This is a genomic window from Micromonospora sp. NPDC050187 (genome assembly GCF_044459745.1).
Classification (GTDB): Bacteria; Actinomycetota; Actinomycetes; order Mycobacteriales; family Micromonosporaceae; genus Micromonospora.
Genome location: NZ_JBITJH010000005.1, coordinates 373,115 through 395,614, shown reverse-complemented (window position 1 = coordinate 395,614; position 22,500 = coordinate 373,115). Strand labels below are relative to the sequence as shown.

22 protein-coding genes and 1 riboswitch are annotated in these 22,500 nt (G+C 73.2%); of the genes, 10 read left to right on the top strand and 12 right to left on the bottom strand.

Going from position 1 to position 22,500, the window contains the following annotated elements; translation table 11 throughout:
* Positions 1-138: 138 nt before the first annotated feature.
* Together ACIBJE_RS11580 and ACIBJE_RS11575 are read left to right on the top strand one after the other, a co-directional pair.
* Positions 139-1,455: a YibE/F family protein gene (locus ACIBJE_RS11580; protein ID WP_396746596.1), complete on the top strand. Its 1,317-nt coding sequence runs from the start codon at positions 139-141 to the stop codon at positions 1,453-1,455.
* Between the two features lie 166 nt (positions 1,456-1,621).
* A riboswitch (cyclic di-AMP (ydaO/yuaA leader) is annotated at positions 1,622-1,753 on the top strand.
* A 3-nt stretch (positions 1,754-1,756) separates the two neighbouring features.
* Positions 1,757-2,767 carry a coiled-coil domain-containing protein gene (locus ACIBJE_RS11575; protein WP_396746593.1) on the top strand — a complete coding sequence of 337 codons (1,011 nt, stop codon included), beginning with the start codon at positions 1,757-1,759 and terminating at the stop codon, positions 2,765-2,767.
* 110 nt (positions 2,768-2,877) lie between these two features.
* Here the strand turns inward: ACIBJE_RS11575 and ACIBJE_RS11570 are convergent, their stop codons facing one another.
* Positions 2,878-3,558 (bottom strand): carbonic anhydrase, encoded by a 681-nt coding sequence (locus ACIBJE_RS11570; RefSeq protein WP_396746590.1) that lies wholly within the window; start codon positions 3,556-3,558, stop codon positions 2,878-2,880.
* Positions 3,559-3,724: 166 nt separating this feature from the next.
* Here ACIBJE_RS11570 and ACIBJE_RS11565 point away from each other — a divergent pair, with 166 nt between their 5' ends.
* From ACIBJE_RS11565 to ACIBJE_RS11540, 6 genes are all read left to right on the top strand, one after another.
* On the top strand, positions 3,725-4,078 hold the full coding sequence (locus ACIBJE_RS11565; RefSeq protein WP_396746587.1) for a helix-turn-helix transcriptional regulator: 354 nt from the start codon (positions 3,725-3,727) through the stop codon (positions 4,076-4,078).
* A gap of 208 nt (positions 4,079-4,286) precedes the next feature.
* Entirely contained in the window at positions 4,287-4,664 is a 378-nt protein-coding gene (locus tag ACIBJE_RS11560; protein ID WP_396746584.1) for a hypothetical protein, read from the top strand.
* A 156-nt stretch (positions 4,665-4,820) separates the two neighbouring features.
* Complete coding sequence (locus ACIBJE_RS11555; protein ID WP_396746732.1) at positions 4,821-5,609, top strand: hypothetical protein; 789 nt, start codon at positions 4,821-4,823, stop codon at positions 5,607-5,609.
* Between the two features lie 73 nt (positions 5,610-5,682).
* Entirely contained in the window at positions 5,683-6,102 is a 420-nt protein-coding gene (locus tag ACIBJE_RS11550) for a pyridoxamine 5'-phosphate oxidase family protein (RefSeq protein ID WP_396746581.1), read from the top strand.
* Positions 6,103-6,281: 179 nt separating this feature from the next.
* Complete coding sequence (locus ACIBJE_RS11545) at positions 6,282-7,025, top strand: C39 family peptidase (RefSeq protein ID WP_396746578.1); 744 nt, start codon at positions 6,282-6,284, stop codon at positions 7,023-7,025.
* A gap of 175 nt (positions 7,026-7,200) precedes the next feature.
* Entirely contained in the window at positions 7,201-7,806 is a 606-nt protein-coding gene (locus tag ACIBJE_RS11540; protein ID WP_396746575.1) for a hemerythrin domain-containing protein, read from the top strand.
* A gap of 117 nt (positions 7,807-7,923) precedes the next feature.
* On the opposite strand, the gene ACIBJE_RS11535 is transcribed toward ACIBJE_RS11540, so the two are convergent.
* From ACIBJE_RS11535 to ACIBJE_RS11525, 3 genes are all read right to left on the bottom strand, one after another.
* A complete protein-coding gene (locus ACIBJE_RS11535; protein ID WP_396746572.1) occupies positions 7,924-8,151 on the bottom strand; it encodes a ferredoxin in 228 nt (75 codons plus the stop codon).
* 16 nt (positions 8,152-8,167) lie between these two features.
* Positions 8,168-9,364, bottom strand: coding sequence for a cytochrome P450 (locus ACIBJE_RS11530; RefSeq protein WP_396746569.1), 1,197 nt, complete (start codon positions 9,362-9,364; stop codon positions 8,168-8,170).
* Between the two features lie 144 nt (positions 9,365-9,508).
* Positions 9,509-9,691 carry an antitoxin gene (locus tag ACIBJE_RS11525; RefSeq protein WP_396746566.1) on the bottom strand — a complete coding sequence of 61 codons (183 nt, stop codon included), beginning with the start codon at positions 9,689-9,691 and terminating at the stop codon, positions 9,509-9,511.
* A gap of 155 nt (positions 9,692-9,846) precedes the next feature.
* On the opposite strand from ACIBJE_RS11525, the gene ACIBJE_RS11520 reads away from it, so the two are divergent.
* On the top strand, positions 9,847-11,001 hold the full coding sequence (locus tag ACIBJE_RS11520) for an AI-2E family transporter (RefSeq protein ID WP_396746563.1): 1,155 nt from the start codon (positions 9,847-9,849) through the stop codon (positions 10,999-11,001).
* Positions 11,002-11,076: 75 nt separating this feature from the next.
* Here the strand turns inward: ACIBJE_RS11520 and ACIBJE_RS11515 are convergent, their stop codons facing one another.
* Entirely contained in the window at positions 11,077-11,760 is a 684-nt protein-coding gene (locus ACIBJE_RS11515) for a dienelactone hydrolase family protein (RefSeq protein WP_396746560.1), read from the bottom strand.
* A 256-nt stretch (positions 11,761-12,016) separates the two neighbouring features.
* Between ACIBJE_RS11515 and ACIBJE_RS11510 the strand changes: the two genes are divergently transcribed.
* The gene (locus ACIBJE_RS11510; RefSeq protein ID WP_396746557.1) at positions 12,017-12,193 is read left to right on the top strand and encodes a hypothetical protein; all 177 of its coding nucleotides are present in this window, start codon (positions 12,017-12,019) and stop codon (positions 12,191-12,193) included.
* 156 nt (positions 12,194-12,349) lie between these two features.
* On the opposite strand, the gene ACIBJE_RS11505 is transcribed toward ACIBJE_RS11510, so the two are convergent.
* From ACIBJE_RS11505 to ACIBJE_RS11475, 7 genes are all read right to left on the bottom strand, one after another.
* Complete coding sequence (locus ACIBJE_RS11505) at positions 12,350-14,722, bottom strand: glycoside hydrolase family 65 protein (RefSeq protein ID WP_396746554.1); 2,373 nt, start codon at positions 14,720-14,722, stop codon at positions 12,350-12,352.
* Positions 14,719-15,471: an HAD family hydrolase gene (locus ACIBJE_RS11500; protein ID WP_396746551.1), complete on the bottom strand. Its 753-nt coding sequence runs from the start codon at positions 15,469-15,471 to the stop codon at positions 14,719-14,721. Before ACIBJE_RS11500 ends, ACIBJE_RS11505 begins: the two co-directional genes overlap by 4 nt.
* Before the next feature lie 64 nt (positions 15,472-15,535).
* Complete coding sequence (locus tag ACIBJE_RS11495; RefSeq protein ID WP_396746548.1) at positions 15,536-16,000, bottom strand: DUF4442 domain-containing protein; 465 nt, start codon at positions 15,998-16,000, stop codon at positions 15,536-15,538.
* 69 nt (positions 16,001-16,069) lie between these two features.
* Entirely contained in the window at positions 16,070-17,383 is a 1,314-nt protein-coding gene (locus tag ACIBJE_RS11490; RefSeq protein WP_396746546.1) for an ABC transporter ATP-binding protein, read from the bottom strand.
* A gap of 142 nt (positions 17,384-17,525) precedes the next feature.
* On the bottom strand, positions 17,526-19,754 hold the full coding sequence (locus tag ACIBJE_RS11485; protein WP_396746543.1) for a CDP-glycerol glycerophosphotransferase family protein: 2,229 nt from the start codon (positions 19,752-19,754) through the stop codon (positions 17,526-17,528).
* A 37-nt stretch (positions 19,755-19,791) separates the two neighbouring features.
* Positions 19,792-21,756, bottom strand: coding sequence for a DUF5941 domain-containing protein (locus ACIBJE_RS11480; RefSeq protein WP_396746541.1), 1,965 nt, complete (start codon positions 21,754-21,756; stop codon positions 19,792-19,794).
* Positions 21,753-22,487, bottom strand: coding sequence for an ABC transporter ATP-binding protein (locus ACIBJE_RS11475; RefSeq protein WP_396746729.1), 735 nt, complete (start codon positions 22,485-22,487; stop codon positions 21,753-21,755). The genes ACIBJE_RS11480 and ACIBJE_RS11475 overlap by 4 nt, the downstream gene beginning before the upstream one ends.
* Positions 22,488-22,500 lie beyond the last annotated feature (13 nt).

The following is a 22,500-nucleotide window of genomic DNA, read 5'->3' as shown; positions in this document are numbered from 1 at the left end:
TCCACAGCGTGCCGACGAACTCCCTACCGAGCCGCGCGGAACCGGGCCGGACCGCCGAACAGGCTGCGAGCTGCGACTTCGGAGCCGGCAGAATGGTCCGGCCAGGGCACCCGCCACGCCAGGACCGTTGGGAGAAGCATGGGCCACGACCACAGCCGCCCCATTGCCGCTGCGCCGCCGCGGGTACGGCGTGTCCTGATCGCGACCGTGGTCCCGCTCTTCCTGGTGACCCTGGTCGCGGCGCTGGTGCTCTGGCCCCGCGACGCCCCGTCGGTGGGCGGCGGCGAGGACGCGGCCCGCTACCACGGCACGGTGACGCGGGTGGTCACCGAGCCCTGCCCACCCACGCCGGAGGCCCCGGAGGGCACGGTGGAGGGGCCGTGCGGCACCGCCACGGTGAGCGTCGACACCGGGCCGGACGCCGGACAGCAGGTCGAGACGGCGCTGCCCGCCGGGCCGGGCTCACCCTCGGTGGAGGTCGGCGACGAGATCGTCCTGGTGGTGCTGACCGACCCGGCCGATCCGACGGTCAGCAGCTACAGCATCGCCGCCCACCAGCGGGGGAAGCCGTTGATCTGGCTGGCCCTGGCGTTCGCCGCCGCCATCGTCGCGTTCGGCCGGTGGCGCGGCCTGGCCGCGCTCGGCGGGCTGGCGGCCAGCTTCGCCATCCTGCTCGTTTTCGTGCTGCCCGGCATCAGCGCCGGGCAGGCTCCGCTGCCGGTGGCGGTCACCGGCGCCGCGCTCATCATGTTCGTGGTGTTGTATCTCACCCACGGGGTCACCGCGCAGACCTCCGTCGCGGTCCTCGGCACCCTGGCCAGCCTGGTGCTCACCGGCCTGCTCGGCAGCCTGGCGACCGCGTTCACCCACCTGACCGGGTACGGCTCCGAGGACGCCACCACGCTGTCGATGTTCCAGGCCGACGTCGACCTGCACGGGTTGCTCCTGGCCGGCATCATCATCGGCTCCCTGGGCGTCCTGGACGACGTCACGGTCACCCAGGCCGCCACGGTCACCGAGCTGGCCCACGCCAATCCCGACCTCACCCGGCTCCAGCTCTACCGGGCGGCCACCCGGGTCGGCCGGGCGCACATCGCCTCGACGGTCAACACGATCGTGCTGGCGTACGCGGGGGCGTCGCTGCCCCTGCTGCTGTTGCTGACCGCCGACACGCGCGGGATCAGCGAGATCGTGAGCAGCGAGTTCCTCGCCCAGGAGATCGTCCGCAGCATCGTCGCCACGCTCGGGCTGATCGCCGCCGTACCGATCACCACCGGCCTGGCCGCCCTGGTGACCACCGCCGGACGGGGTGGCACGCCGAGCCGCCGCCTGCCCCGGCCCGCCGGGGAGCGGGACGAGGCCCTGGCCGCCCTCAGCGGTCCCCGTGCCGCCACCGGGGTCACCGATTCCGGCCACGGACCGGGCCGCCCGGGGAACACGGATCCGCCCTGGTGACACTGCGCAGCGTGACCACCAGCTGCTACGATCTTGACAAATGTGACAGGAGTGACCGAAAGCAATAGGGAAATAACGCTTTTGGTCGGGATCCGGGCGTAGAACCCCACGCCCACTGTCAGGTAACCTCGCTGCCGGTTACCGCCGAAGGCGCGCACCGGCGCCAGCGGGGCCACCGCCTAATCGCCCACCGGCGAATCGGGGAACCAGGTTCATGGGGTGCATCCGCGTCAGCGGTAGGGGCCACTTCCGCCCCGAACCCGTCAGCTAACCCGGTCGGCGGTCGACGGAAGGGAAGACTGTGACGGCACCCCTACGCCGCTGGCTGAAGCCTGTCGTGGCCGTGCTCGCCGCCTTCGCCGTGGCCGCCGGGCCCGCGCCGGCGCTGGCGGAGCCGTCGAGCCCGTCTGGGCACGACGGAGAGCAGCCGAAGCTCCTCAACGAGGTGATCGAGGAGGCGAACCGGAGCTACACCCAGGCCCAGGCGAAACTCAACGCCTCGCAGAAGCGTCAGCTCACCCTCGCCCTGGAGGTCCGGCGGGCCCAGAACGAGCTGAAGGCGCTCACGCCGCAGGTGGCCACGATCGCCGTGCGGTCCTACATGACCGGCCGGGTCGGCCCCGCCTCCATGTTGCTGGAGAGCAACACACCCGACTCGTTCGTCAAGCGGGCCAGCGCGCTGGACGAGATGAACATGGTCAACAGCAAGAAGGTCGCCGCGGTGGCCGCCGCCAAGGACCAGGCGGAACGAGCCAAGAAGGCGCTCGACGCCGAGGTGCTGGAGCAGCAGAAGCAGGCCGACATCCTGAAGAAGCGCAAACGCGAGGCGGAGAAGTCGCTCGCCCTGGTCGGCGGCGTCGGGTTGACCGGTGGCCTGGTGGACGCCACCTCCCCGGTCGCCCGGATCGGCCCCGGGCGGGACAGCAACGGCAACTGGCGTCCGCTGGGCTGCACCGAGGACGACCCGACCACCGGCGGCTGCATCACCCCGCGCACCCTGCACATGTACAAGGAGGTCAAGCGGGCCGGCTTCGACATGTTCGTCGGGTGCTACCGACCGGGTGGGCCGTACGAGCACCCCAAGGGGCGGGCCTGCGACTGGTCGCTCCAGAAGTCGGGGTTCAGCCGGTGGGACACCAACAAGGAGCGGATGTACGGGAACAACCTCACCGCGTTCCTGGTCCGTAACGCCGACCGGCTGGGCATTTACTACGTGATCTGGAACAAGCAGATCTGGTTCCCGGCGACCGGCTGGAGTTCGTACAGCGGGCCCTCCGACCACACGGACCACGTCCACGTGTCCATGCTCTGACCCCGCGCACGAAGACCCGGGCCCCGCATCCGTTCGACCGGAGGCGGGGCCCGTTCGCGCGGCCGGCCGGAGCCGACCGGGTCAGTGGCGGGCCGAGGGGACCGGCCGGGTCAGTGGCGGGCCGAGGGGGCGACCGGGCCGGCGGCGAGGGCGACGTCCTCGGTGGCGGACGCCGAGCGGACCACCCGCACCTCACCGGCGGCCAGCCGGTACGACATGCCGACCACCGCGCACCGCCCCTCCCGCACCGCCCGGTTGAGCGTCACCGAATGCTCCAGCAACATCTCGACGGTGTGGTCGATGTGGATGTCGACGATCCCGTCGATGTCGTCGATGCCCTGCCGGGCGGCCTGGCGGAGGCTCGGCACCACCGCTCCCACGACCGCACCCAGGTAGCCGGGGGGCGTCGTCCCGGCGCCGTCGGCCTCCCGGGCTGCCTGCACCGCCCCGCAGGAGTCGTGGCCGAGCACGACCACCAGCGGGGTCTCCAGGACGCTCACCGCGTACTCGACGCTGCCGAGCACCTCGGTGCCGACGATGTGCCCGGCGGTCCGGACCACGAAGAGGTCACCGAGGCCCCGGTCGAAGATGATCTCGGCGGCCAGCCGGGAGTCGGAGCAGCCGAGCACGACCGCGAAGGGGTGCTGCCCGTCGGCCACCGCGGCCCGGTGCCCGGCGTCCTGGTTGGGGTGCAGCGGGTTGCCGGTGACGAAGCGCCGGTTGCCCGACTGCAGCTCGACCAGCGCCTGCGCGGGACTTGTCGGAGACTGCTGTGCACCAGGAACGGCCATGGCTCCTCCACCCCTCCTACGGACCGGGGCCGCCCGCCCGACGGGGGGAGACACGGCCAGCCATCACGGTCACACGGAGCGCAAACTACGTCAAGGGATACGTGATATGCATTTCAGGTGTTGACAGCGGAGGGCGCAATGCCGAATGCGAAGGGAGGGCCATAACATGACGGTCATGGCGACGACGCAGCGTGTGAACGGGAGCCAACGGAACTGGACCTTCCTCACGAACCACGCACACGTACTGCTCGCCATCGCCCGTAACCCCACCGCCCGGCTGCGGGACGTCGCCGACGAGGTGGGCGTCACCGAGCGGGCCGCGCAGGCGATCGTGGCCGACCTGGAGGCCGGTGGCTACCTCCAACGCACCCGGGTCGGTCGACGCAACGAGTACACGGTGAACCCGGCCGGGCGCTTCCGGCACCCCGCCGAGGCGTACCAGCACGTGGGTGCCCTGCTCGCGCTCTTCACCGAACAGGGCGACGCCGACCCGGTCGCCGCCCCCTCGCCCGCCTCCTGACGTCGGCCCGCCCACCCTCGACGCTCCACAGTGCATGTGCCGCGACGCGGGACCGGCTTCGGTGTTACGGCGGTCGACGGGCGGCCCGTCCGGCGATGACGTTGGTGGCGGTCGTGACCAGCGGCGATGCGACCGGGACGAACGGTGGATCCGGTCACACCACGGTCGCCGACGGGCAACCGGGCGGATCGGCCGTTAGGTTGGAACCGTGCAGCCACCCGCCTTCGTCCGCCCGATCGGGCCGACGATGCTGCGCGCGCTGCGCGTGCTCACCCGCCTGGCGCTGACCGCCCTGGTCCTGACGGTGACCTTCGGCGGGGCCGCCGCCGCCCCGGCCGAGGCGTCGTCACCGGCCTTGCCCCAGCTCCGGCCGGCCCCGGTCGCCAGCGTCCCGCACCCGGCCGCCCGGCCGGTCGTGGCACCGGTGCCGCCCCGCCCCGTCGACGAGCACGTCGACGCCGGAGGGCCGCCGGTCCGCCCCGCCGACGACCCGGACACCCCCACCACGGTCACCGCGCCGCTTCCGCCGCCGGCCGCCGACCCCGGACAGGGGTGCGTCGGCCGACGCGGCCCGCCCCGGGCCTGACCGACCGTCCACGGCCGACCGGCCGGACGATCCCGTGACCGACCGGTCGACGTCCGCCGTGGGCGGGGAGTCCCGCCGCGCTCGCGCGCCCCGTGCCCGCCCGGACCGGGCACCCCGTTGAGTCCTGTCCCGTCCTCCCCTCACGAGGTGCTGGTGATGCAGACCGTCCTCTCCTCCGTCCTGCTCGACGTACCCCGGGCCGCCGTCATCTGGCTGGCCCTCCTCGGCGTCATCGTGGCCGCCGTCGCCACCCTGCTCGCCCGCCCGGACCGGTTCCGCGCGGGCCACCGCATCCGCCAGGCCGTACTCCCCACCGAGTTGGAGGTGGCCCGGGAACGACAGGACCTCGACCGGTACGCCGACGAGGTGGCGGTCGCCGCCGAGCGCGCCGCAGTGACCGCCGAGCGCCGGCGGGCCGAGTGGCTCGCCGCCCAGGAGGCGGTCGAAGCCGCCTGGCAGGCGTACGAGGACGCCGAGGCGGCCCTGCGCCGCCTGGACGCCGCCGCGGCCCTGCCCCTGCCGCACACTCCACAGACCCCGGCCGAATACGCCGACCGGGAGCGTTACCTGCACCGGGCCGCGCTGGCCGCGTACTGGCGTCGGGAGCTGTCGGAGGAACAGCTCAGTGACGTCTTCGCGCACCGTAACGGGTGGGACCCCCGGCTGCACCCGGTCGAGCAGGAACTGGTGCTGCGGCGGGCCGTCCGGGACCACCTGCTCGCCCGACACGGGGCCGCCGCCGAACGGGAGCGCACAGCGTGGCACGACGCGGAGTTGGCCGCCGCGTCCGCCCGCAGCCTGCGCGACGAGGCGTTCGCGGCCGTCGGGCGGGAGCCCGAGACCTCGGACGACGTGCTCCCCCTGCCCGGCACCGAGCAGCCGACGGTCGCCGAAAACCGCCCGGGTCGACCGGAGTTCCGGCAGGGACGCGCCGCCGTCGCCTGACACCGGACCGGACATCCGCCCCGCGCCGGGACGACCGTGCCATGATCGCGGTGACCGGAAGACGGGGGACGACATGCGCCAGCGGACCGGGGGCGGACACCAGCTCGACCCGCACGACGAACGGGTCGCCGCGTTCTGCCGGGAACGGCACGTCGCGACGCTGACCACGCTGCGCCCGGACGGCACTCCGCACGTCGTACCGGTGGGGGTGACCTTCGATCCAGCGGCCGGTCTGGCCCGGGTGATCACCTCGGGGACGTCCCACAAGGCCCATCACGTCGCCGCCGCCGGTCCGGAGGGGGCACCGGTGGCGGTGTGCCAGGTCGACGGCCGGCGCTGGCTCACCATCGAAGGCCGGGCCGTGGTCCGTGCCGACGCCCCGGCGGTGGCTGAGGCCGAACGTCGCTACGCCGAGCGGTACCGCCCGCCCCGGGCCAATCCCGCCCGGGTGGTCATCGAGATCACCGTCACCCGTCTCCTCGGGACCCTCTGACCCCGGTGCCGCGAACTCCCGGTCGGGCGGGGGCGGAATGGCTGGCGGGGACGGGTCGTTGACACCCCCGGTACGCCCCGGCAGGGGCGATCTCCTGGACAGCCGAAACCCTGACTCGGTGCAGGTGTCCGCGCGCCGACCCCGTGGCGCGGACGTCGACCCCCCGAAGGAGCTTCGACATGAACTGGATGCTGCGCAAGAGCATGCTGTCGGTCGCCGGGCTGCTGCTCACCGGTGGCGCGGTCGCCGGACCGGCCGTGGCCGCCCACGCCACGCCCCCGAAGGCCGACAGGTTCCCGTCCTCGTCACCCCGCGCCGACCAGGGTGACCGGGACCACCGGGGCCGGAGTGACGGCCGGGACGACCGGGACCGCCGGGACGACCGCGACCGCCGGGACGACCGCGACCGCCGCGACGACCGTCGCCGTGAGCGTGCGGTCGGCATCGAATACCAGGCCCAGCCCAACTTCTACTACTGCGGGCCGGCCGCGACCCGGATCGCCCTGAGCGCCGCCGGCAAGCACCTCAGCCAGGACGACCTCGCCAGGAAGCTCGGCACCACCGAGGCCGGCACCAACTCGGCCGAGGACGTCACCCGGGTGCTCAACGAGCTGACCGGCGGCTACCGGACCACCGAGATCCGGGAGTCGGCGGCCAGCCGCGAGCAGGTCGAGCGGCTGCGCGCGGACGTGGTCGACGCGCTGGAGGCCGGGGACCCGGTCGTGGCGAACATCAAGGGCAGCGCGGTCGACGTCGACGGTCGCACGCACTCGTACCCCGGTGGGCACTACCTGACCGTGGTGGCCTACCGCGACGGCGGCGACGTCGTCCGGATCGCCGACCCGGCCGACCCGGTGGGCGAGTACTGGATGACCACCGAGCGCCTCGCCCACTGGATCGCCGAGCGCGGTTACAGCTCCTGACCGGCCACCGCTCCTGACCGCCGGAACGCCGGGGCCGGTCTCCCTGCCGGGGAGGCCGGCCCCGCGTCGTGTCCGGCGCGGCACCGGATTAACGGAACGTCGCGGATTGGTCGACGGAACGCGGGGTACGGAAGGGAGCATCCGCAACGATCCACTCCCGGTAGGGGGCAGCGACATGACCAACCCACAGGCCACTGCGGGCCGGGACGTCATCGACGTCCTGACCACTGACCACCGCGAGGTCGAGGCGATCTTCGTCGAGCTGGAGAGCCGGCAGGGCACCCCGGAGCACCGTCGACAGCTCGTCGACGTGGTGATCGCCGAACTGGTCCGGCACAGCGTCGCCGAGGAGGCGTACGTCTATCCGGCCGCCCGGAAGGCGCTCCCGGACGGTGACCAGGTCGCCGATCACGAGATCTCCGAGCACGCCGACGCCGAACGGACGATGAAGGACCTGGAGTCGGTGGACCCGTCCGACCCGCGCTTCGACCAGCTCCTCGCCCACCTGACCAGCACGATCCGGCACCACGTGCAGGAGGAGGAGACCGACCTGTTCCCCCGGCTGCGGGCCGCGTGCGCGCACGAGGAGCTGGTGGAACTCGCCGAGAAGGTCACGGCGACGAAGCGGATCGCGCCGACCCGGCCGCACCCGGCCGCGCCGGACCACCCGCCCGCGAACAAGCTGCTCGCCCCCGGCACAGGTCTGGTCGACCGGATGCGGGACGCGCTCAGCGGCCGTCCCACGACGATGGCGGAGCTGCGGGAGAAGCAGCACCGCTGACCGGACACCGGCCGGAGGGCGGCAGCTGACCGACGCCGCCGGTCCTGCGTCGCGGCACCTCCACGGGCGGCACGGCCCACGGAGGTGCCGCACCACGTCGACCGGGTGCGGCCGGGTTCACAGCTCCGGGGCGATCCGGCGGTCGCTGGCCGCGTCGGAGACGCGGATGGCCTCCATCGGGCAGGACTCGGCCGCGTCGATCACCGGGTCCGCCGGCTCGATCAGCTCCTTCCGGGGGCAGGACAGGCCGTCGACGAGGACGAAGTGGTCCGGCGCCGCGCCCGTGCAGATGCCGGATCCGATGCACCGGGTGGGGTCGACGCTCACCCGCCACGACGAGGTCACCAGGCTCTCCTTTCGCTCACCAGCTCACCGGCAGACTGGTCAGGCCGCGTACCAGCAGGCCGGTCTTCCAGGTCAGTTCCGGTTCGGGCACGGCGAGCCGCAGACCGGGCGTCCGTTCGACCAGGGTCTCCAGGACGACCTGGAGTTCCATCCGGGCCAACTGCGCGCCGACGCAGTGGTGCACCCCGTGTCCGAAGGCGACGTGCGGGTTGACCGGGCGGGCCAGGTCGATCCGGTCCGCGTCGGTGAAGACCCGCTCGTCCCGGTTGGCCGAGTGGATCGAGACGACCACCGGCTCGCCGGCCCGGACCAGCACCCCGCCGACCTCGACGTCCTCGGTGGCGTAGCGGGGGAAGGCGGCGGTCGCCCCCAGCGGGACGAACCGCATCAGCTCCTCGACGGCGCTCGGCACCAGGCCGGGCTCGGCGCACAGTCGCGCCCACTGCTCCGGGTTGGTCAGCAGCACGTAGACCAGGTTGGGGATCTGGTTCACCGTGGTCTCGTGCCCGGCCGCGAGCAGGCCGGCGGCGAGGCGGACCAACTCGTCCTCGCTGAGCCGGTCACCGTCGGAGTCGCGGGTGCGCACCATCGCGCCGATCAGGTCGTCGGTGGGGGTAGTCCGGCGCTGCTCGACCAGCCCCGCCATGTACTCGAGCAGGTTGTCGACGTACTCGCGGGCCCGTTCCGGGCTGAGCGCGGTGGTCGAGACGATCGCCTCGGACCAGGTGTGGAACCGGTCCTGGTCGGTGACCGGCACGCCGAGCAGGTCGCAGATGACCCGGATCGGCAGCGGCGTCGCCAGGTGGGCGACCAGGTCGGCGGGGGCACCGGCGGCGACCATGCCGTCGACCAGTTCCTCGGCGGCCCGGCGGGTGCCCGGCCGGAGCTGCTCGACGCGGCGGGCGGTGAACGCTTTCGCCACCACCCGCCGCAGTCGCGTGTGCTCCGGCGGATCCATCCCCAGGATGCCGGACTCCCGCTGCTCCGGCACGTTGCGCGGCTCGTCCCGCCCGGCCGAGGCGGCCCGGCTGAACCGGGGGTCGCCGAGGACCATGCGGACGTCGGCGTGCCGGGTCGCCAGCCAGGCCGGCTCGCCGTACGGCAACTGGACGCGGACGAGTGGCTCGTCGCGGCGGAGTTCGGCGTACCGGGGATCGAGGTTGAGCCGGTCAGGTGGGTTGAACGGGTACGGGTGCGCGATCGTGTCGGTCACCGGATGACGTCCTCTCGTCGGCGTCCGCGCGAGCGCGGCTGCACGTCCGCGACACACGACTCGACGTCGAGTCATGGCCTGACTGCGGATAGTAGCGAGAGTGGTCGATCCTGACCAGAGCCCCCCGGCGCGGCCCGGGAGCCGTCAGCGTGCCTGGTCGCCCTCGCCGGTACGCGACTGCGCCTGGTCCACGCCCCGGTCGATCTGCTCGTCGTACCGGCCGCCGGTGCGCTGGTCGACCATGTCGCCGCCCTTCTCCAGCCCCTGGTCGACCTGCTTGTCGTGCTTGTCGGCGAAGTCCTTGGCCTTGTCCATGAAGTCACTCACGGTTCTCCCCTTTCGCTGTCGGTCCTTCTCAGCCTTCCCCCGGCCCTGAGGGGCAAACGGAGCACACCGGTCCGGCCGCCGGCCACGTCCCACCGCGCCGGGGTGTCGCAGGTGGGATGGACGGGTACCTCCGGTCGGGATCGAGGAGGGCCGACGTGGTCGACGACGAGGGGCACACCCCGGACCGGCCGGGGCCGGGCGGCCTGCGGGGGACCTGGGACCGGTTGCCCTGGCTGGTGCGGTCGGTGGTCGTGTGGAGCGCCTGCCTGGTGGTGATGGTCGCCGCCCTCTACCTGCTCGGCCGGATCGCGGTGCTGCTCGCCCCGCTGGCCATCGCGCTCGCCGTGACCCTCTTCCTCACCGCACTGCTCGACCCGGTGACCCGGCTGCTGCGCCGGCTGCGGCTGCCCGGGACCCTCGCCGCACTGCTCACCGTGCTGCTGCTGCTCGGCGTGCTGTTCGGCACCGTCGCGCTGGTCTGGAGCCTGACCGCCGGCCAGTTCAAGGACCTGGCCGGCGAACTCGACCAGGGCGTGCAACGGACCCGGGACTTCGTCACCTCGACGCTGCCGGTCAGCGAGACCCAGCTCGAGCGGCTGACCGAGCAGGCCCGCAGCGGCATGGACCGCAGCTCACCGGATCCGGTGTCCGGGGCCCGCACCGCCGCCGAGGTGGCCGGGTCGGTGCTGCTCTCCCTCGTCCTGCTCTTCTTCCTGCTCAAGGACGGCCGGGCGATGTGGCACTGGGTGGTGCGGCGGGTCTCCGAGCGGAACCGGGCGGTGGCCGCCGCCGCCGGACGGGCCGGCTGGCGCACCCTCGGGGCGTACAGCCGGGGGACGATGATGATCGCCCTGATCGACGCGCTCGGCATCGGGCTGGCCCTGGTGCTGTTGGGCGTGCCGATGGCCTTCCCGCTGGCGCTGATCACCTTCATCGGCGCGTTCGTCCCGATCATCGGGGCGACCGTGGCCGGCGCGGTCGCCGTCCTGGTGGCGCTCGCCGCGAACGGTCCCGGCACGGCGCTGCTGGTGCTCGCCGCCGTGATCGCCGTCCAGCAGGCCGAGGGCAATCTGCTGGAACCCCTGATCATGAAACGCCAGGTACGGCTGCACCCGGCGGTGATCCTGGTGGCGGTGACCGCCGGCACACTGGTCGCCGGTATCGCCGGGGCCTTCGTGTCGGTGCCGATCACCGCCGTCACCTACCGCGTGGTCGACACCATCCAGCGGCACCGCCAGCAAGCCGCCCGCCAACAGGCTCTCCACCTGCCCGACACCGCCGAACCCGGACCCGAACCCGGGCCCGCCTGACCGGACCCCGATCCCGGTCACCGCCTGCACCCTCGGGCCGGGTCGGCCGGGTCACCGGATCGGCCGGTGGGAGGCTCAGCGCAGGTGGGTGGTGAACCAGGCGCCGGCGTGGTCGGCGACCTCCTCCAGGGTGCCCGGCTCCTCGAACAGGTGCGTCGCACCGGGCACCACCCGCAGCTCGCCCACCCCGTCGAGCGTGGACAGGGCCGACTCGTTCAGCGCCAGCACCTGTTCGTCCCGGCCACCGACCAGGAGCAGGCTCGGCGCGCGTACCCGGGACAGGGCGGCACCGGCCAGGTCGGGGCGACCGCCCCGGGAGACCACCGCTCGGACGAGGTCCGGCCGGTCCGCCGCCGCGACCAGCGCCCCGGCCGCCCCCGTGCTCGCCCCGAACAGGCCGATCGGCAGCCGCCCCAGCGCGGGCTCGGCGGCCAGCCAGTCGACGATCCCCGCCAGCCGGCCGGCGAGCAGTTCGATGTCGAAGCGGAGTTCGGCGGTCCGCTCGTCCACCCGCGCCTCCTCCGGGGTCAGCAGGTCCACCAGGACGGTGGCGAGCGCCCGGTCGTTGAGCGTGTGCGCCACCGCCACGTTGCGCGGACTGCGCCGGGAGGAACCGCTGCCGTGCGCGAACAGCACCACCCCGACCGGTTCGGCGGGCACGAGCAGGTCCGCGGTGAGCGCGGCCCCCGAGGGTACGCCGGTGCCCCGGGCGGGTGCGTTCGCGACGGGAATCGTCGTCTCGGTGGCGCGTACGTCCATGGTCCGACCTCCGCAACCGCCGGCCACTGCGCCGGCTCCGCGTGCGTTACCCGGCTCGGCCGCCGGCACTCCCACCGTCGCCGGCACTCCCACCGTCGCCGGGACCCGCAACGAGACGGAGGGCCCGCGGTGGGCGGCGGCCGGGTCGGTGGCGCGGGTTTGCCGGTGCCGGGCCCGGGTAGCCGTGGGCGACCGGCGGGCGACGTCCGCCACGAGACGGCCGGCACACGGCCGCCATCAGACGGGGAGGACCGGCATGGGCCAGCGGCAGGAGTCCCGCAAGCAGCAGGCCGACGAGCAGCGGCGGCGTACCGACGAGGAGCGCGGCCGGGACTGGGCGGACGAGGCGGCCCAGGCGCGTACCGCCGACGACCCGAGGGCGATGGCCCCGCACGACGCGGCGGGCCGCCCCACCACCGGCGGACACCTCTGACCGACCCTCCACCCGGACTCGCTCCGTCGATCATGGAGTTGTGGCGTGGCGCCTGACTAGTGGTGTTTGTGCGGCTTGTCCGGTGCCCGAACTCCATGATCGACGGGGCGGTGGGGGCCGGCGGGTGGGGGCCGTGTGGGGTGGGATGCGCGGGGGTTACTCGCGGAGTTTGTCGGCCTGGCGGAGCGGCGCTCGGCCGGGGGGCTGGATCGGGGGTGGGCCGGACGGGCGGGGTGGGGGCACCGGCATGGTGACCGGCTGGTCGCAGGTGACCCGGATCGGCTCGCCGTGGTGCCGCAGCTCCAGCACCGAGTCCGGTCCGCCGTGCCGCAACGAGTACGTCGTCTGGTGCGCCCGGATGTCCACCCGCAGCCGGAGCTGCCGCCACTGGAGTGAGAACTCCAGGCGGCTGAGCCGGCTGGAGAGCCGGGGGCAGAACGACAGCTCCTCGTCGTGGTCGCGGAGCCCCCCGAACCCGGCGACCAGGGCGATCCACGCCCCGGCCAGGGATGCCATGTGCACGCCGTCGCGGGTGTTCTCGTTGAGGTCGTGCAGGTCCATCAGCGCGGCCTCGCGCAGGTAGCTGTGCGCCAGCTCGGGATGGCCCACCTCGGCGGCCAGCACGGCTTGCGTGCAGGCCGACAGGGAGGAGTCCCGGACGGTGCGCCGCTCGTAGTAGAGGAAGTTGCGCAGCTTCTCCTCCGGGCTGAACGCGTCCCCGCGCCAGTGCATCGCCAGCACCAGGTCCGCCTGCTTGACCACCTGCTTGCGGTACAGGTCGAAGTACGGGTAGTGCAGCAGCAGGGGGTACTTGTCCGACGGCGTGTGCTCGAACTCCCACTCCTCCAGCCGGGTGAAGCCCTCGACCTGCTCGTGCACCCCGATCTCGTCGTCGTACGGGATGTGCATCGCGTTGGCCGCGTCCCGCCAGGCCGCCGCCTCCTCCTCGGTGACCCCGTGCCGGAACGCCTGGTCGCGGTAGCGCATCGCCACGTCGGCGGCGGCGAGCAGGTTCCGTTGGGCCATCAGGTTGGTGTAGACGTTGTCGTTCTTGACCGCGGTGTACTCGTCCGGGCCGGTGACGCCGTCGATGTGGAACTGGCCGTCCCGGTCGTGGTGCCCGAGCGAGCGCCACAACCGGGCCGTCTCGACCAGCAGTTCCAGCCCGACCGACTGTTCCACCTCGGTGTCCCCGGTGACCAGGACGTAGCGGCGCAGCGCGTCGGCGACACCGGCGGCGATGTGGAAGGCGGCCGTCCCCGCCGGCCAGTACGCCGACGACTCTGGCCCCTCGATGGTGCGCCAGGGGAAGGCCGCCCCGTCCAGGTTCAGGGTCCGGGCCCGTTCCCGGGCCTGTCGGAGGGTGGAGTGCCGCCAGTGCAGGGCGTCCCGGACGGCCGTCGGCTGGGTGTAGGTGAGCACCGGGAGCACGAACATCTCGGTGTCCCAGAACGCGTGCCCGTCGTACCCGGGGCCGGTCAGCCCCTTGGCCGAGATCGGTCGCCGTTCGGCGCGGGCCCCGGACTGCAACACGTGGAACAGCCCGAACCGGACCGCCTGCTGCACCTCGGGGTCGCCCTCGACCCGCACGTCGGCGGCGTCCCAGAACTCGTCCAGGTACTCCCGCTGCTCCCGGCGCAGCCCGTCCCAGCCGTCCAGCCTGGCCGCCGCGAGCGCCGCACCGACCTGGTCACGCAGCGCCGGCAGGGACCGCTGGCTGGACCAGCTGTACGTGAGCAGCTTCTCCACGTTCAGCTTCTCCCCCGGCTCCAGCACACAGCCGACGGTGGTGCGCACCCAGTCGTCGTACCCCTCGGTGTCGATCGTCACGTCGGCCGGGGCGCGTACCTCGTGGTCCATCGCGGCGGCCACCCGCAGGCCGCTCACCTTGGTCCGGTGGATCAGCAGTCCGCCGTTGTGGCGGGTGAGCTGCTCCTCGGCAAGCAGCGGCGACTCCAGCACCGCCGCCACCCGGGGGTCCCTGCTCTGCGCGGGCAGCGCCTCGTTGGCCACCAGTTCGGACTGGACGATCAACCGCAGCGGCCCGTCGACCGCCTCGACCTCGTAGTTGATCGCGGCGGCCGAACGCTGGCGGAACGAGACCAGCCGGGTGCTGCGCACCTTGACCTCCCGCCCGGCCGGGGAGCGCCAGTGCACGTACCGGTGCAGGGTGCCGGCGCGCAGGTCGAGGATCCGCTCGTGGTCGAGGAGTTCGCCGTACCGGACGTCGAACGGCTCGTCGTCGACGAGCAGCCGGATCAGCTTGCCGTTGGTGACGTTGACGATGGTCTGCCCGGATTCCGGGAAGCCGAACCCGGCCTCGGCGTACGGCAGCGGGCGCAGCTCGTAGAAGGAGTTCAGGTAGGTGCCGGGGAGGCCGTGCGGTTCGCCCTCGTCAAGGTTGCCGCGCAGCCCGATGTGCCCGTTGGAGAGGGCGAAGATCGACTCGGACTGGGCCAGCACGTCCAGGTCGAGCAGCACCTCCCGTACGTGCCACGGCTCGACCGGATAGGCCCGTTCCCGGATCACCCGCGGATCCCCGCGTCGAGCAGGTCACCGAGGTCGCGTACGACGATGTCGGCGCCCTGGGCCCGCAGCTCGTCGGCCTGCCCGACCCGGTCGACGCCGATCACGTAGCCGAACCCGCCCGCGCGGCCGGCGGACACCCCCGCCAGCGCGTCCTCGAAGACCACCGCCTGGGCCGGTACGACGCCGAGCTGCCGCGCCGCAGCCAGGAAGGTGTCCGGGTGCGGCTTGCCACGCAGCCCCTCGGCGCGGGCGACCAGCCCGTCCACCCGGGCCTCCAGCAGGTGTTCCAGGCCGGCGGCGGCGACCACCTCACGGCAGTTGGCACTGGCCGAGACGACCGCCCGGCGCAGCCCGGTGGCGGCCACCGCCTCCAGGTACGCCACCGAGCCGGGATAGACGTCGACGCCGCCGGTGCGCAGCCGCTCCAGCAGGACGACGTTCTTGCGGTTGCCGAGCCCGTGCACGGTCTCCGCCCCGGGCGGGTCGTCCGGGGCCCCCTCGGGCAGGGCGATCCCCCGGGAGGAGAGGAAGGTGCGGACCCCGTCGGCCCGGGGTCGGCCGTCGACGTAGCGGTTGTAGTCGTCCCCCGGGTCGAAGGGGCGGTACGGCTCGCCGGTGGCGGTGGCCCGCGCGCGCAGGAACGCGTCGAAGGCCTCGGTCCATGCGGCGTTGTGCACCCGGGCGGTCTGGGTCAGCACGCCGTCCAGATCGAAGAGACAGGCGGTCACGTGATCGGGTAGGCCCAGCACCCTCTGAATCTAACCAGTGGAAAGTGCCCACAAACCTCATTCCGCTCCCACCCGCCGACAGCGCTCAGTTGGGACGCAGGGTCCAGATCACGGTCATCGTGGTGGTGGGGGTGCCGTCGGCGGTGGTGATCTCGATCGGCACCGGGAACTCCGGCCGGCGGCCGGCCTCCAGTTCGGCGACCACCTCGGCGGCCGGTCGGCCGAGGCGGGCGGTCGCGGTGACCGGCCCCATCGCCAGTCGGCGGTAGCCGATCTCGGCCCGGACGGCCAGCGGCGTCGCCCGGTCGAGCAGGTGGCCGAAGGCAGCCAGCACCACCGCGCCGGAGGCGCTCTCGCCGAGGGTGAACATCGCCCCGGCGTGCGGACCGCCGACGTGGTTGTGGGTCGCCGTGGTGTCGGGCAGTCGCAGCACGGCCCGGACACCGCCGTCGGCCTCGGACGCGACCTCGACGACCTCCAGGTCGAGGGTACGGACGAACGGCACCGCTGCCAGCAGACCGGCAGCCACCTGACGCGAGTCAATCGACATACCCAGAGAGGCTACTGACCGGTAACTTGCTGGGCAAGGGGCAGCCGCCCGGCCGTCACCGGCGTCCGCTCACCGCCAGCCCACGTCGATCCGGTCGCCCCGGTCGTCGAAAAAGTGCACGGCGTCCATCCGGACCGAGACCGCCAGCTGCTGACCGGCGGTCACCGCCGGGTACGGGGCCAGCCGGACGGACAGCTCCGCCGGGCGACGGTGGTGCCGGCCCGGTTCGCCGAGCACGCTCGCTCGGTTGTCGGGGACGACCGGCCGCTCCGGCACCGGCTCCGCCGACCGGCCGGTGAGCCGCTGCACCATCTGCCCGAGCCCCCGGCGCAGGCCGCGCGAGCCGGAGCCGGTGTCGTCCACGTCGACCCGACGGCCCATCTCGTCCACCACCACCGCCGTCGCACCGACGTCGAGGAAGGCCAGCGACTCGTGCCCGTGGTGCTCCAGGAAGCGGATCCGCCCCTGGAGGACGTCGCCCGGGGCGTCCGGCGCGACCGGGGTCAACGCCTCGGCGCGCATCCCGACCACGATCCGCTCACCGTGGTAGTGCGCCACCGCCCGGCTGCGGATGTCGTCCCAGGGCAGGTAGAGCGACTGCTCGCCGAGGTTCAGCGCCACGTACCGGTCGAGGTGGACGTAGACCGACGCCTCCAGCAGGTTCATCCGGGGGCTGCCGAGGAAGGCGGCGACGTAGAGGGTGGCCGGGCGGCCGTACACCTGGGTGGGGGTGCCGACGTCCTGAAGCACGCCCCGGCGCATGATGGCGACCCGGTCGGCCATGGTCAGCGCCTCGGCCTGGTCGTGGGTGACGTAGATGGTGGTGACGCCGAGCTCCCGGGTCAGCCCGGAGATCTCCGCCCGCAGTTCGGCACGCAGGCCGCTGTCGAGGTTGGACAGCGGCTCGTCCATCAGGAAGAGGCGGGGCCGACGGACGATCGCGCGGCCCATCGCGACCCGCTGCCGCTGCCCGCCGGAGAGCTGGCTCGGCCGGCGACCCAGCACGTCCCCGATACCCAGCGCGCTGGCCACGCTCGCAACGCGCTCCTCCCGGGGGGTCAACTCCATCCCGGTCAGCTTGAGCGGGAAGGCGATGTTGTCCTCCACGGTCATGTGCGGGTAGAGCGCGAAGTCCTGGAAGACCATGGCGACCCCCCGGTCACGCGGGGTCAGGTCGTTGGCGTACTCGCCGTCGATCATCACCGCGCCGCTGGTCGGGTCCTCCAGACCGGCGATCATGCGCAACACCGTCGACTTCCCGCAGCCCGACGGCCCGAGCAGCACCATGAACTCGCCGTCGTTCACATCGAGACTGACGTTGTCCACCGCGCGCGTCCCGTTCGGGAACACCTTGGCGACATCCTTCAACGCGACGGTGGCCACCCGTCACCTCCCGCTGGTCGTCGCGGACACCGCATTGACTGTGACCAGCATCAAGGAATCGGGACATCGGGTAAACGTGTGATGTTCGCCTCGTGACAGGCCTATTAAGCCGACCGTCCCTCCCTCCGCCCCGATTTCCGCGTCATCCCACGTCACCCGGCTCGTCGCCGCCGGGCTCGCCGAGGAAGACCCGGCGGACCACCCGTTCGGCGGCCCGCCCGTCGTCCCAGACACAGAACCGGGCCCGGAACCGCTGCCGTTCCCCGGTGGCGGCGGCCGAGTCGACCGCCCCGGAGCGGAACACGTCGACCAGGTCGGCGAAGGTGGTCGCCACCGCGCCCGGCGGTTCCTCGGTCACGTCGAAGTAGACCCCCCGCGCCAGCCGGTACGCCGCCAGGTCCGGCGCGTACACCACGATCGGCCGGTCCAGCACCGCGAAGTCGAACATCGCCGAGGAGTAGTCGGTGACCAGCACGTCGGCGGCCAGGTAGAGGTCCTCCACCGGGTCGTACCCGCTGACATCGGTCACCCGGGGGTCGCCGGACGGCCAGGCGGGCGCGCCGTCCGGCTCGCGGTCGTGGAAGTAGTGGCTGCGCACCAGCAGTCGCCCGGCGGGGCCGAGCGCGTCGAGCAGCCGGTGGGGGTCGAACGGGGGACGGTAGCCGGGCAGGTGCTCCCGGTGGGTGGGCGCGTAGAGCACCACCCGCTCCCCGGGCCCGACACCGAGCCCCACCCGGACGTCGGCGATCTCGTCGGCGGTGGCGTTCACCAGCCGGTCGTTGCGCGGATAGCCCACCTCCAGCGTGGTGTACGACGCCGGGTACGCCCGCTCCCACATCTGGGTGGAGAAGCTGTTCGAGGAGATGCTGTGGTCCCACCGGTCGATCCGGCGCAGCAGCGCGGCGAAGTCCATCCCGGGCGCGCCGAGCGGGTACCGCCGCTGGTCCAGCCCCATCACCTTGACCGGGGTGCCGTGGTGCGTCTGCACGTGCACCGTGCCGGGGCGCTTGCGCACGTGGTCGGGGAAGTTGACGTTGTTGACCAGCCACCGGGACCGGGCCAGCGCCCGGAAGTAGGCGGCGGTGCCGGCCACCACGTACTCCAGGCCGGGGGGCAACGAGTCGACCCGGTCCCGCCGGACGATCCACACACTGCGGACGTGCGGGGCCAGCCGGTGGGCGGCGGCGTCGATCGCGGCCGGGTTGCAGGCGTACCCCCGGTACCAGTACGCGGCGTAGACGGCGAGCGTCGGGTCGACCGGCCGGCGCAGTTCCGCCCGGTAGCCGGCGAGCAGCGCGGCGTCCCGGGTCAGTCGCGCCGCGCCGCGCAGCACCGGGGCAGCCCGCCGTCGGGCCGCCCGCGCGGTCCGCCGGGCCGTCACCCCCGCCTGGTGGACGCCGCGCAGCCCGCTGAAGGTACGCCACCGTCCGGCCGCCACCAGCCGGTGCTTGAGCCCCTCGACCCCGTCCGGCATGCGGTAGCCGTTCGGGGGCCGCCACCGGGCGTGGTCGGCGACGATCCGCTCGAAGAACGCCGCCCGCAGCTCCGGGGCGATCCGTTCCCCGTTGCCGAGCACCGTCAGGTAGTGCCAGACCATCCGCTCGAACAGCACCGGGTGCAGCTCCTGCGCCCCGGCGGCAGCCGGGTGGTCGGCCAGGAACCGGAACACCCGCTCCCACTGGGCGAAGACGTCGAAGTGCCGGTCCCCCGGGGTACGGGTGATCGCCCCGGCCCGCCGCTGCCGGTAGTTGACGCAGACCCGGTCGAGCAGGCCGATCCGCCCGGCGGCCAGCAGCACGGGGTAGCTGAACGAGACGTCCTCGTACCAGCCGGGCGCGAACCGCAGCCCGAGGGAGACCAGGAACTCCCGCCGGACCAGCTTGTTCCAGGCGGTGTGCAGCAGCCCGACCACCTCGGGGCGGTCCCGCAGCCGGAACGTCTCCGGCCCGACCGGCTCCGGGTGGACGTCCCGCAACGCGCTACGGGTGACGCTGTCGTTCCAGTGCACCCGGACGTGGTCGACCAGGAGCACGTCCGGCCGGTTGGCGCGGAGCCGTTCGGCGACCACCGGCAGGCACCCGGGGGCGAGCCAGTCATCGCCGTCGACGAACCAGACGTACTCGCCGGTGGCCCGGTCCAGCCCCACGTTGCGGGCCGGACCGAGCCCGACGTTGCCGGCCAGCCGGACCAGCCGGACCCGGGGGTCCCGGCCGGCGTAGCCGGTGAGGATCTCCGGGCTGGCGTCCGGCGAGCAGTCGTCGACGGCGATCACCTCGACGTCGTCGAACGCCTGCCCGAGCAGGGAGTCCAGGCACTCGCGCAGGTAGCCCTGGACCCGGTGGACCGGTACGACGAAGCTGATCAGCGCCATCCCGGGCCCCCCGGTCAGCCCACCGCGCGGCGTCCCCTCACCGCGCCGGGGCGGTACGCGCCGCGCGGGCCGGGACGGTCACCCAGGCGGCGACCACACTCATCACGAAAACCACGAAAAGGTACGTACCGAGTGTAGCCATCCCCACCCACGCGAATCCGGCGATCAGCGCGAGGACCAGCAGGACCGAGCGCCCCTCCCAGCCCAGCGTGAGGTCGTGCAGCGGCGGGGCGGGCTGCCGCTTCTCCAACCGGGCCACCAGGTCGTAGTGGAGCAGGGTGAGCACAAAGACGTACCCGAAGACCAGCGGCAGCGGCACGTCGCCGGCCACCCCGACGGCGATCGCGAAGACGTACTCGGCGGCCCGCAGCGCGGCCGGCACCAGCCAGTCCAGCGCACCCTCGGCCCGGCCCCGGGCAGCCAGTCCGGCGGCGAGCAGCACCAGCAACCCCACCGGGGCGACCCAGCGGGCGGTGTCGCCGTCGGCCAGCGCCACCCCGAGCAGGCCCGCCGCGGCGAGCACGGCGAGCACGGCGAGCGGGAGCTGCGCCGGGATCCGGCCGCCGAACCGGCGCAGCAGCGGACCGTCGTCGCGGTGCAGACCGGCGTCGACCGTGCCGAGCGCCGGCACCCGCATGAACCGGGCCCGCAGGGTACGCAGCGCACCGGTGTACGCGAACGCCAGGACACCCCAGACCAGCACGGCGATCAGGGCGACCCGGGTGTCGAAGAGCGCGGCGGTGAGCGCGATCAGCGCCCAGCGTTCCCCGATCGGGAAGACCACGGTCCGTTTCAGCCAGTACGACACCGAGCCGGTGTCGGCCTGCACCCGGTTCGACGCGGCGTTCAGCTTGTCGCCGATGCCGCCGCCCGTGCTGACGGCCTTCGGCCGGCGGGCCGCCGCGTCGTGCAGCACCCCGTACCAGGCGTCCGTGTGGTGCCGGACGGTCTGGAGGGTCATCGCGGCGAGCGCCAGGACCCAACCGTCGCCCAGCCCGGCGTGCGTCATCCCGAAGCCGAGACCGGCGTAGACGATGTACTCCTTGGCCCGGTCGGCCATGGTGTCCAGCCAGCCACCCCACGGGCTGAAGTCGCGGGTGTACCGGGCGAGCTGCCCGTCCACGCAGTCGAGCATGAACCCGAGGTAGAGCAGCACGCCGCCGGCCACCAACGCGGGCCGCCCGCCGACGCCGAACAGCACCGCCGCGATCACGGCGAAGAGCACCGAGATCATGGTGACCCCGGTCGGCGTCAGCCCGAGCCGGGCGCAGACCTTCGTCACGTACGGCGACCAGCTGCTGACGAAGTACGTGGTGAAGAAGTCGTCCCGCTCCTTCACCGACAGCCGCAGCTCGGCCGCGTCCTCGTCTACCCCGGCCAGCTCGGCACGGGCGGCGGCCAGCCCGGCCGGGTCCACGACCCGGTGCGCGACGAGCAGACGTACCCGGTGGGCGAAGGTCAGCGCCCCGGTGGCGGTGAACGCGGCGAAGAGCCGGTCCACATCGGTGCCGACCGGCGTGGCGTCGGACGGGAAACCGGTCGGGTCGGCGGGCATGCCGGCGGGGGCGGGCGTGGCGGCGGCCGTACGGGCGGCGGCGACCAGCGCGGGCAGGTCGGCCGGGACGACGCGCAACGCCCCGCCGAAGCTGCCGGTGGCGTCAGGCAGCCTCCCGGCCGGGGCGGCGGCGATGACCTGGCCGCGTTCCTCGCGGACCGTCGCGCGGCCGGCGGCCGGCGGGTCGGCGAGCACCAGCGCGGCCGTACCGGCGACCGGGCTGGTGGCCAGGTGCTTCAGCACGGTGGTGTGGGCCACCAGGTCCGCTCCGGAGACCAGCACCGGCCCGGTCGCGCGCTCGGCCAGCGCGGCCAGCTCGCGCAGGTCGGCGGCGACGCGCACGTCGTCCGCCCCGGCGGTCCGCCACTGCGCGGCGAGGTGGGGAACGGTGTCGTCGGGAAGCGTCGCCGCCGGTCCCCCGGCGGCGAGCACGATCGCCAGCGTCACCGCGTGACCGACCGGCGGTACGCGGCGAGCGCCTCGTCCAGCGACCCGTCGACGGTCAACCGGCCACCGTCGAGGTAGAGACCCCGACGGCAGAACCGGGTCAGGTCCTTCTCGTTGTGTGACACCAGCACCAAGGTGCGCCCCTCCGCGAGCAGTCGGTCGATCGTGGCGTAGCACTTCGCGCGGAACTCCGCGTCCCCGACGGCCGTCACCTCGTCCATCAGCAGCACGGGGTGCGGCAGCCGACTGACGATCGCGAAGCCGAGCCGGATCTTCATCCCGGATGAGTAGTGCCGTACCGGGGTGTCGACGGCCCGCTCGACCTGTTCGCCAGCGAAGGAGATGATGTCATCGAAGTGCCGCCGGAGGTAATCCGGAGAGAGACCGTGCAGGCCACCGACCAGGTGCAGGTTCTCCCGCCCGGTCAGGTCGCCCGCGAAGCCGGCGGAGAGTTCCAGCAGCGGGGCGACCGCACCGTGCACCCGGATGCGTCCCTCGTCGGGGATCAGCACCCCGGCGATCAGCCGCAGCAGGGTGCTCTTGCCACTGCCGTTACGCCCCAGCACCCCGACCCGCTCCCCGGCGGCGACGGTGAACGACACCTCCCGCAGCGGCCAGAACCGACCGCCGTCCGGTGTCCGGCCGCCCCGGTGGACGACCAGCTCGCGCAGGCGCAACCGCCGTCGTCGGTTACGGACGAACCGGATGCCCAGCCCGTCCGCCTCGATCATGGCGGTCACGACC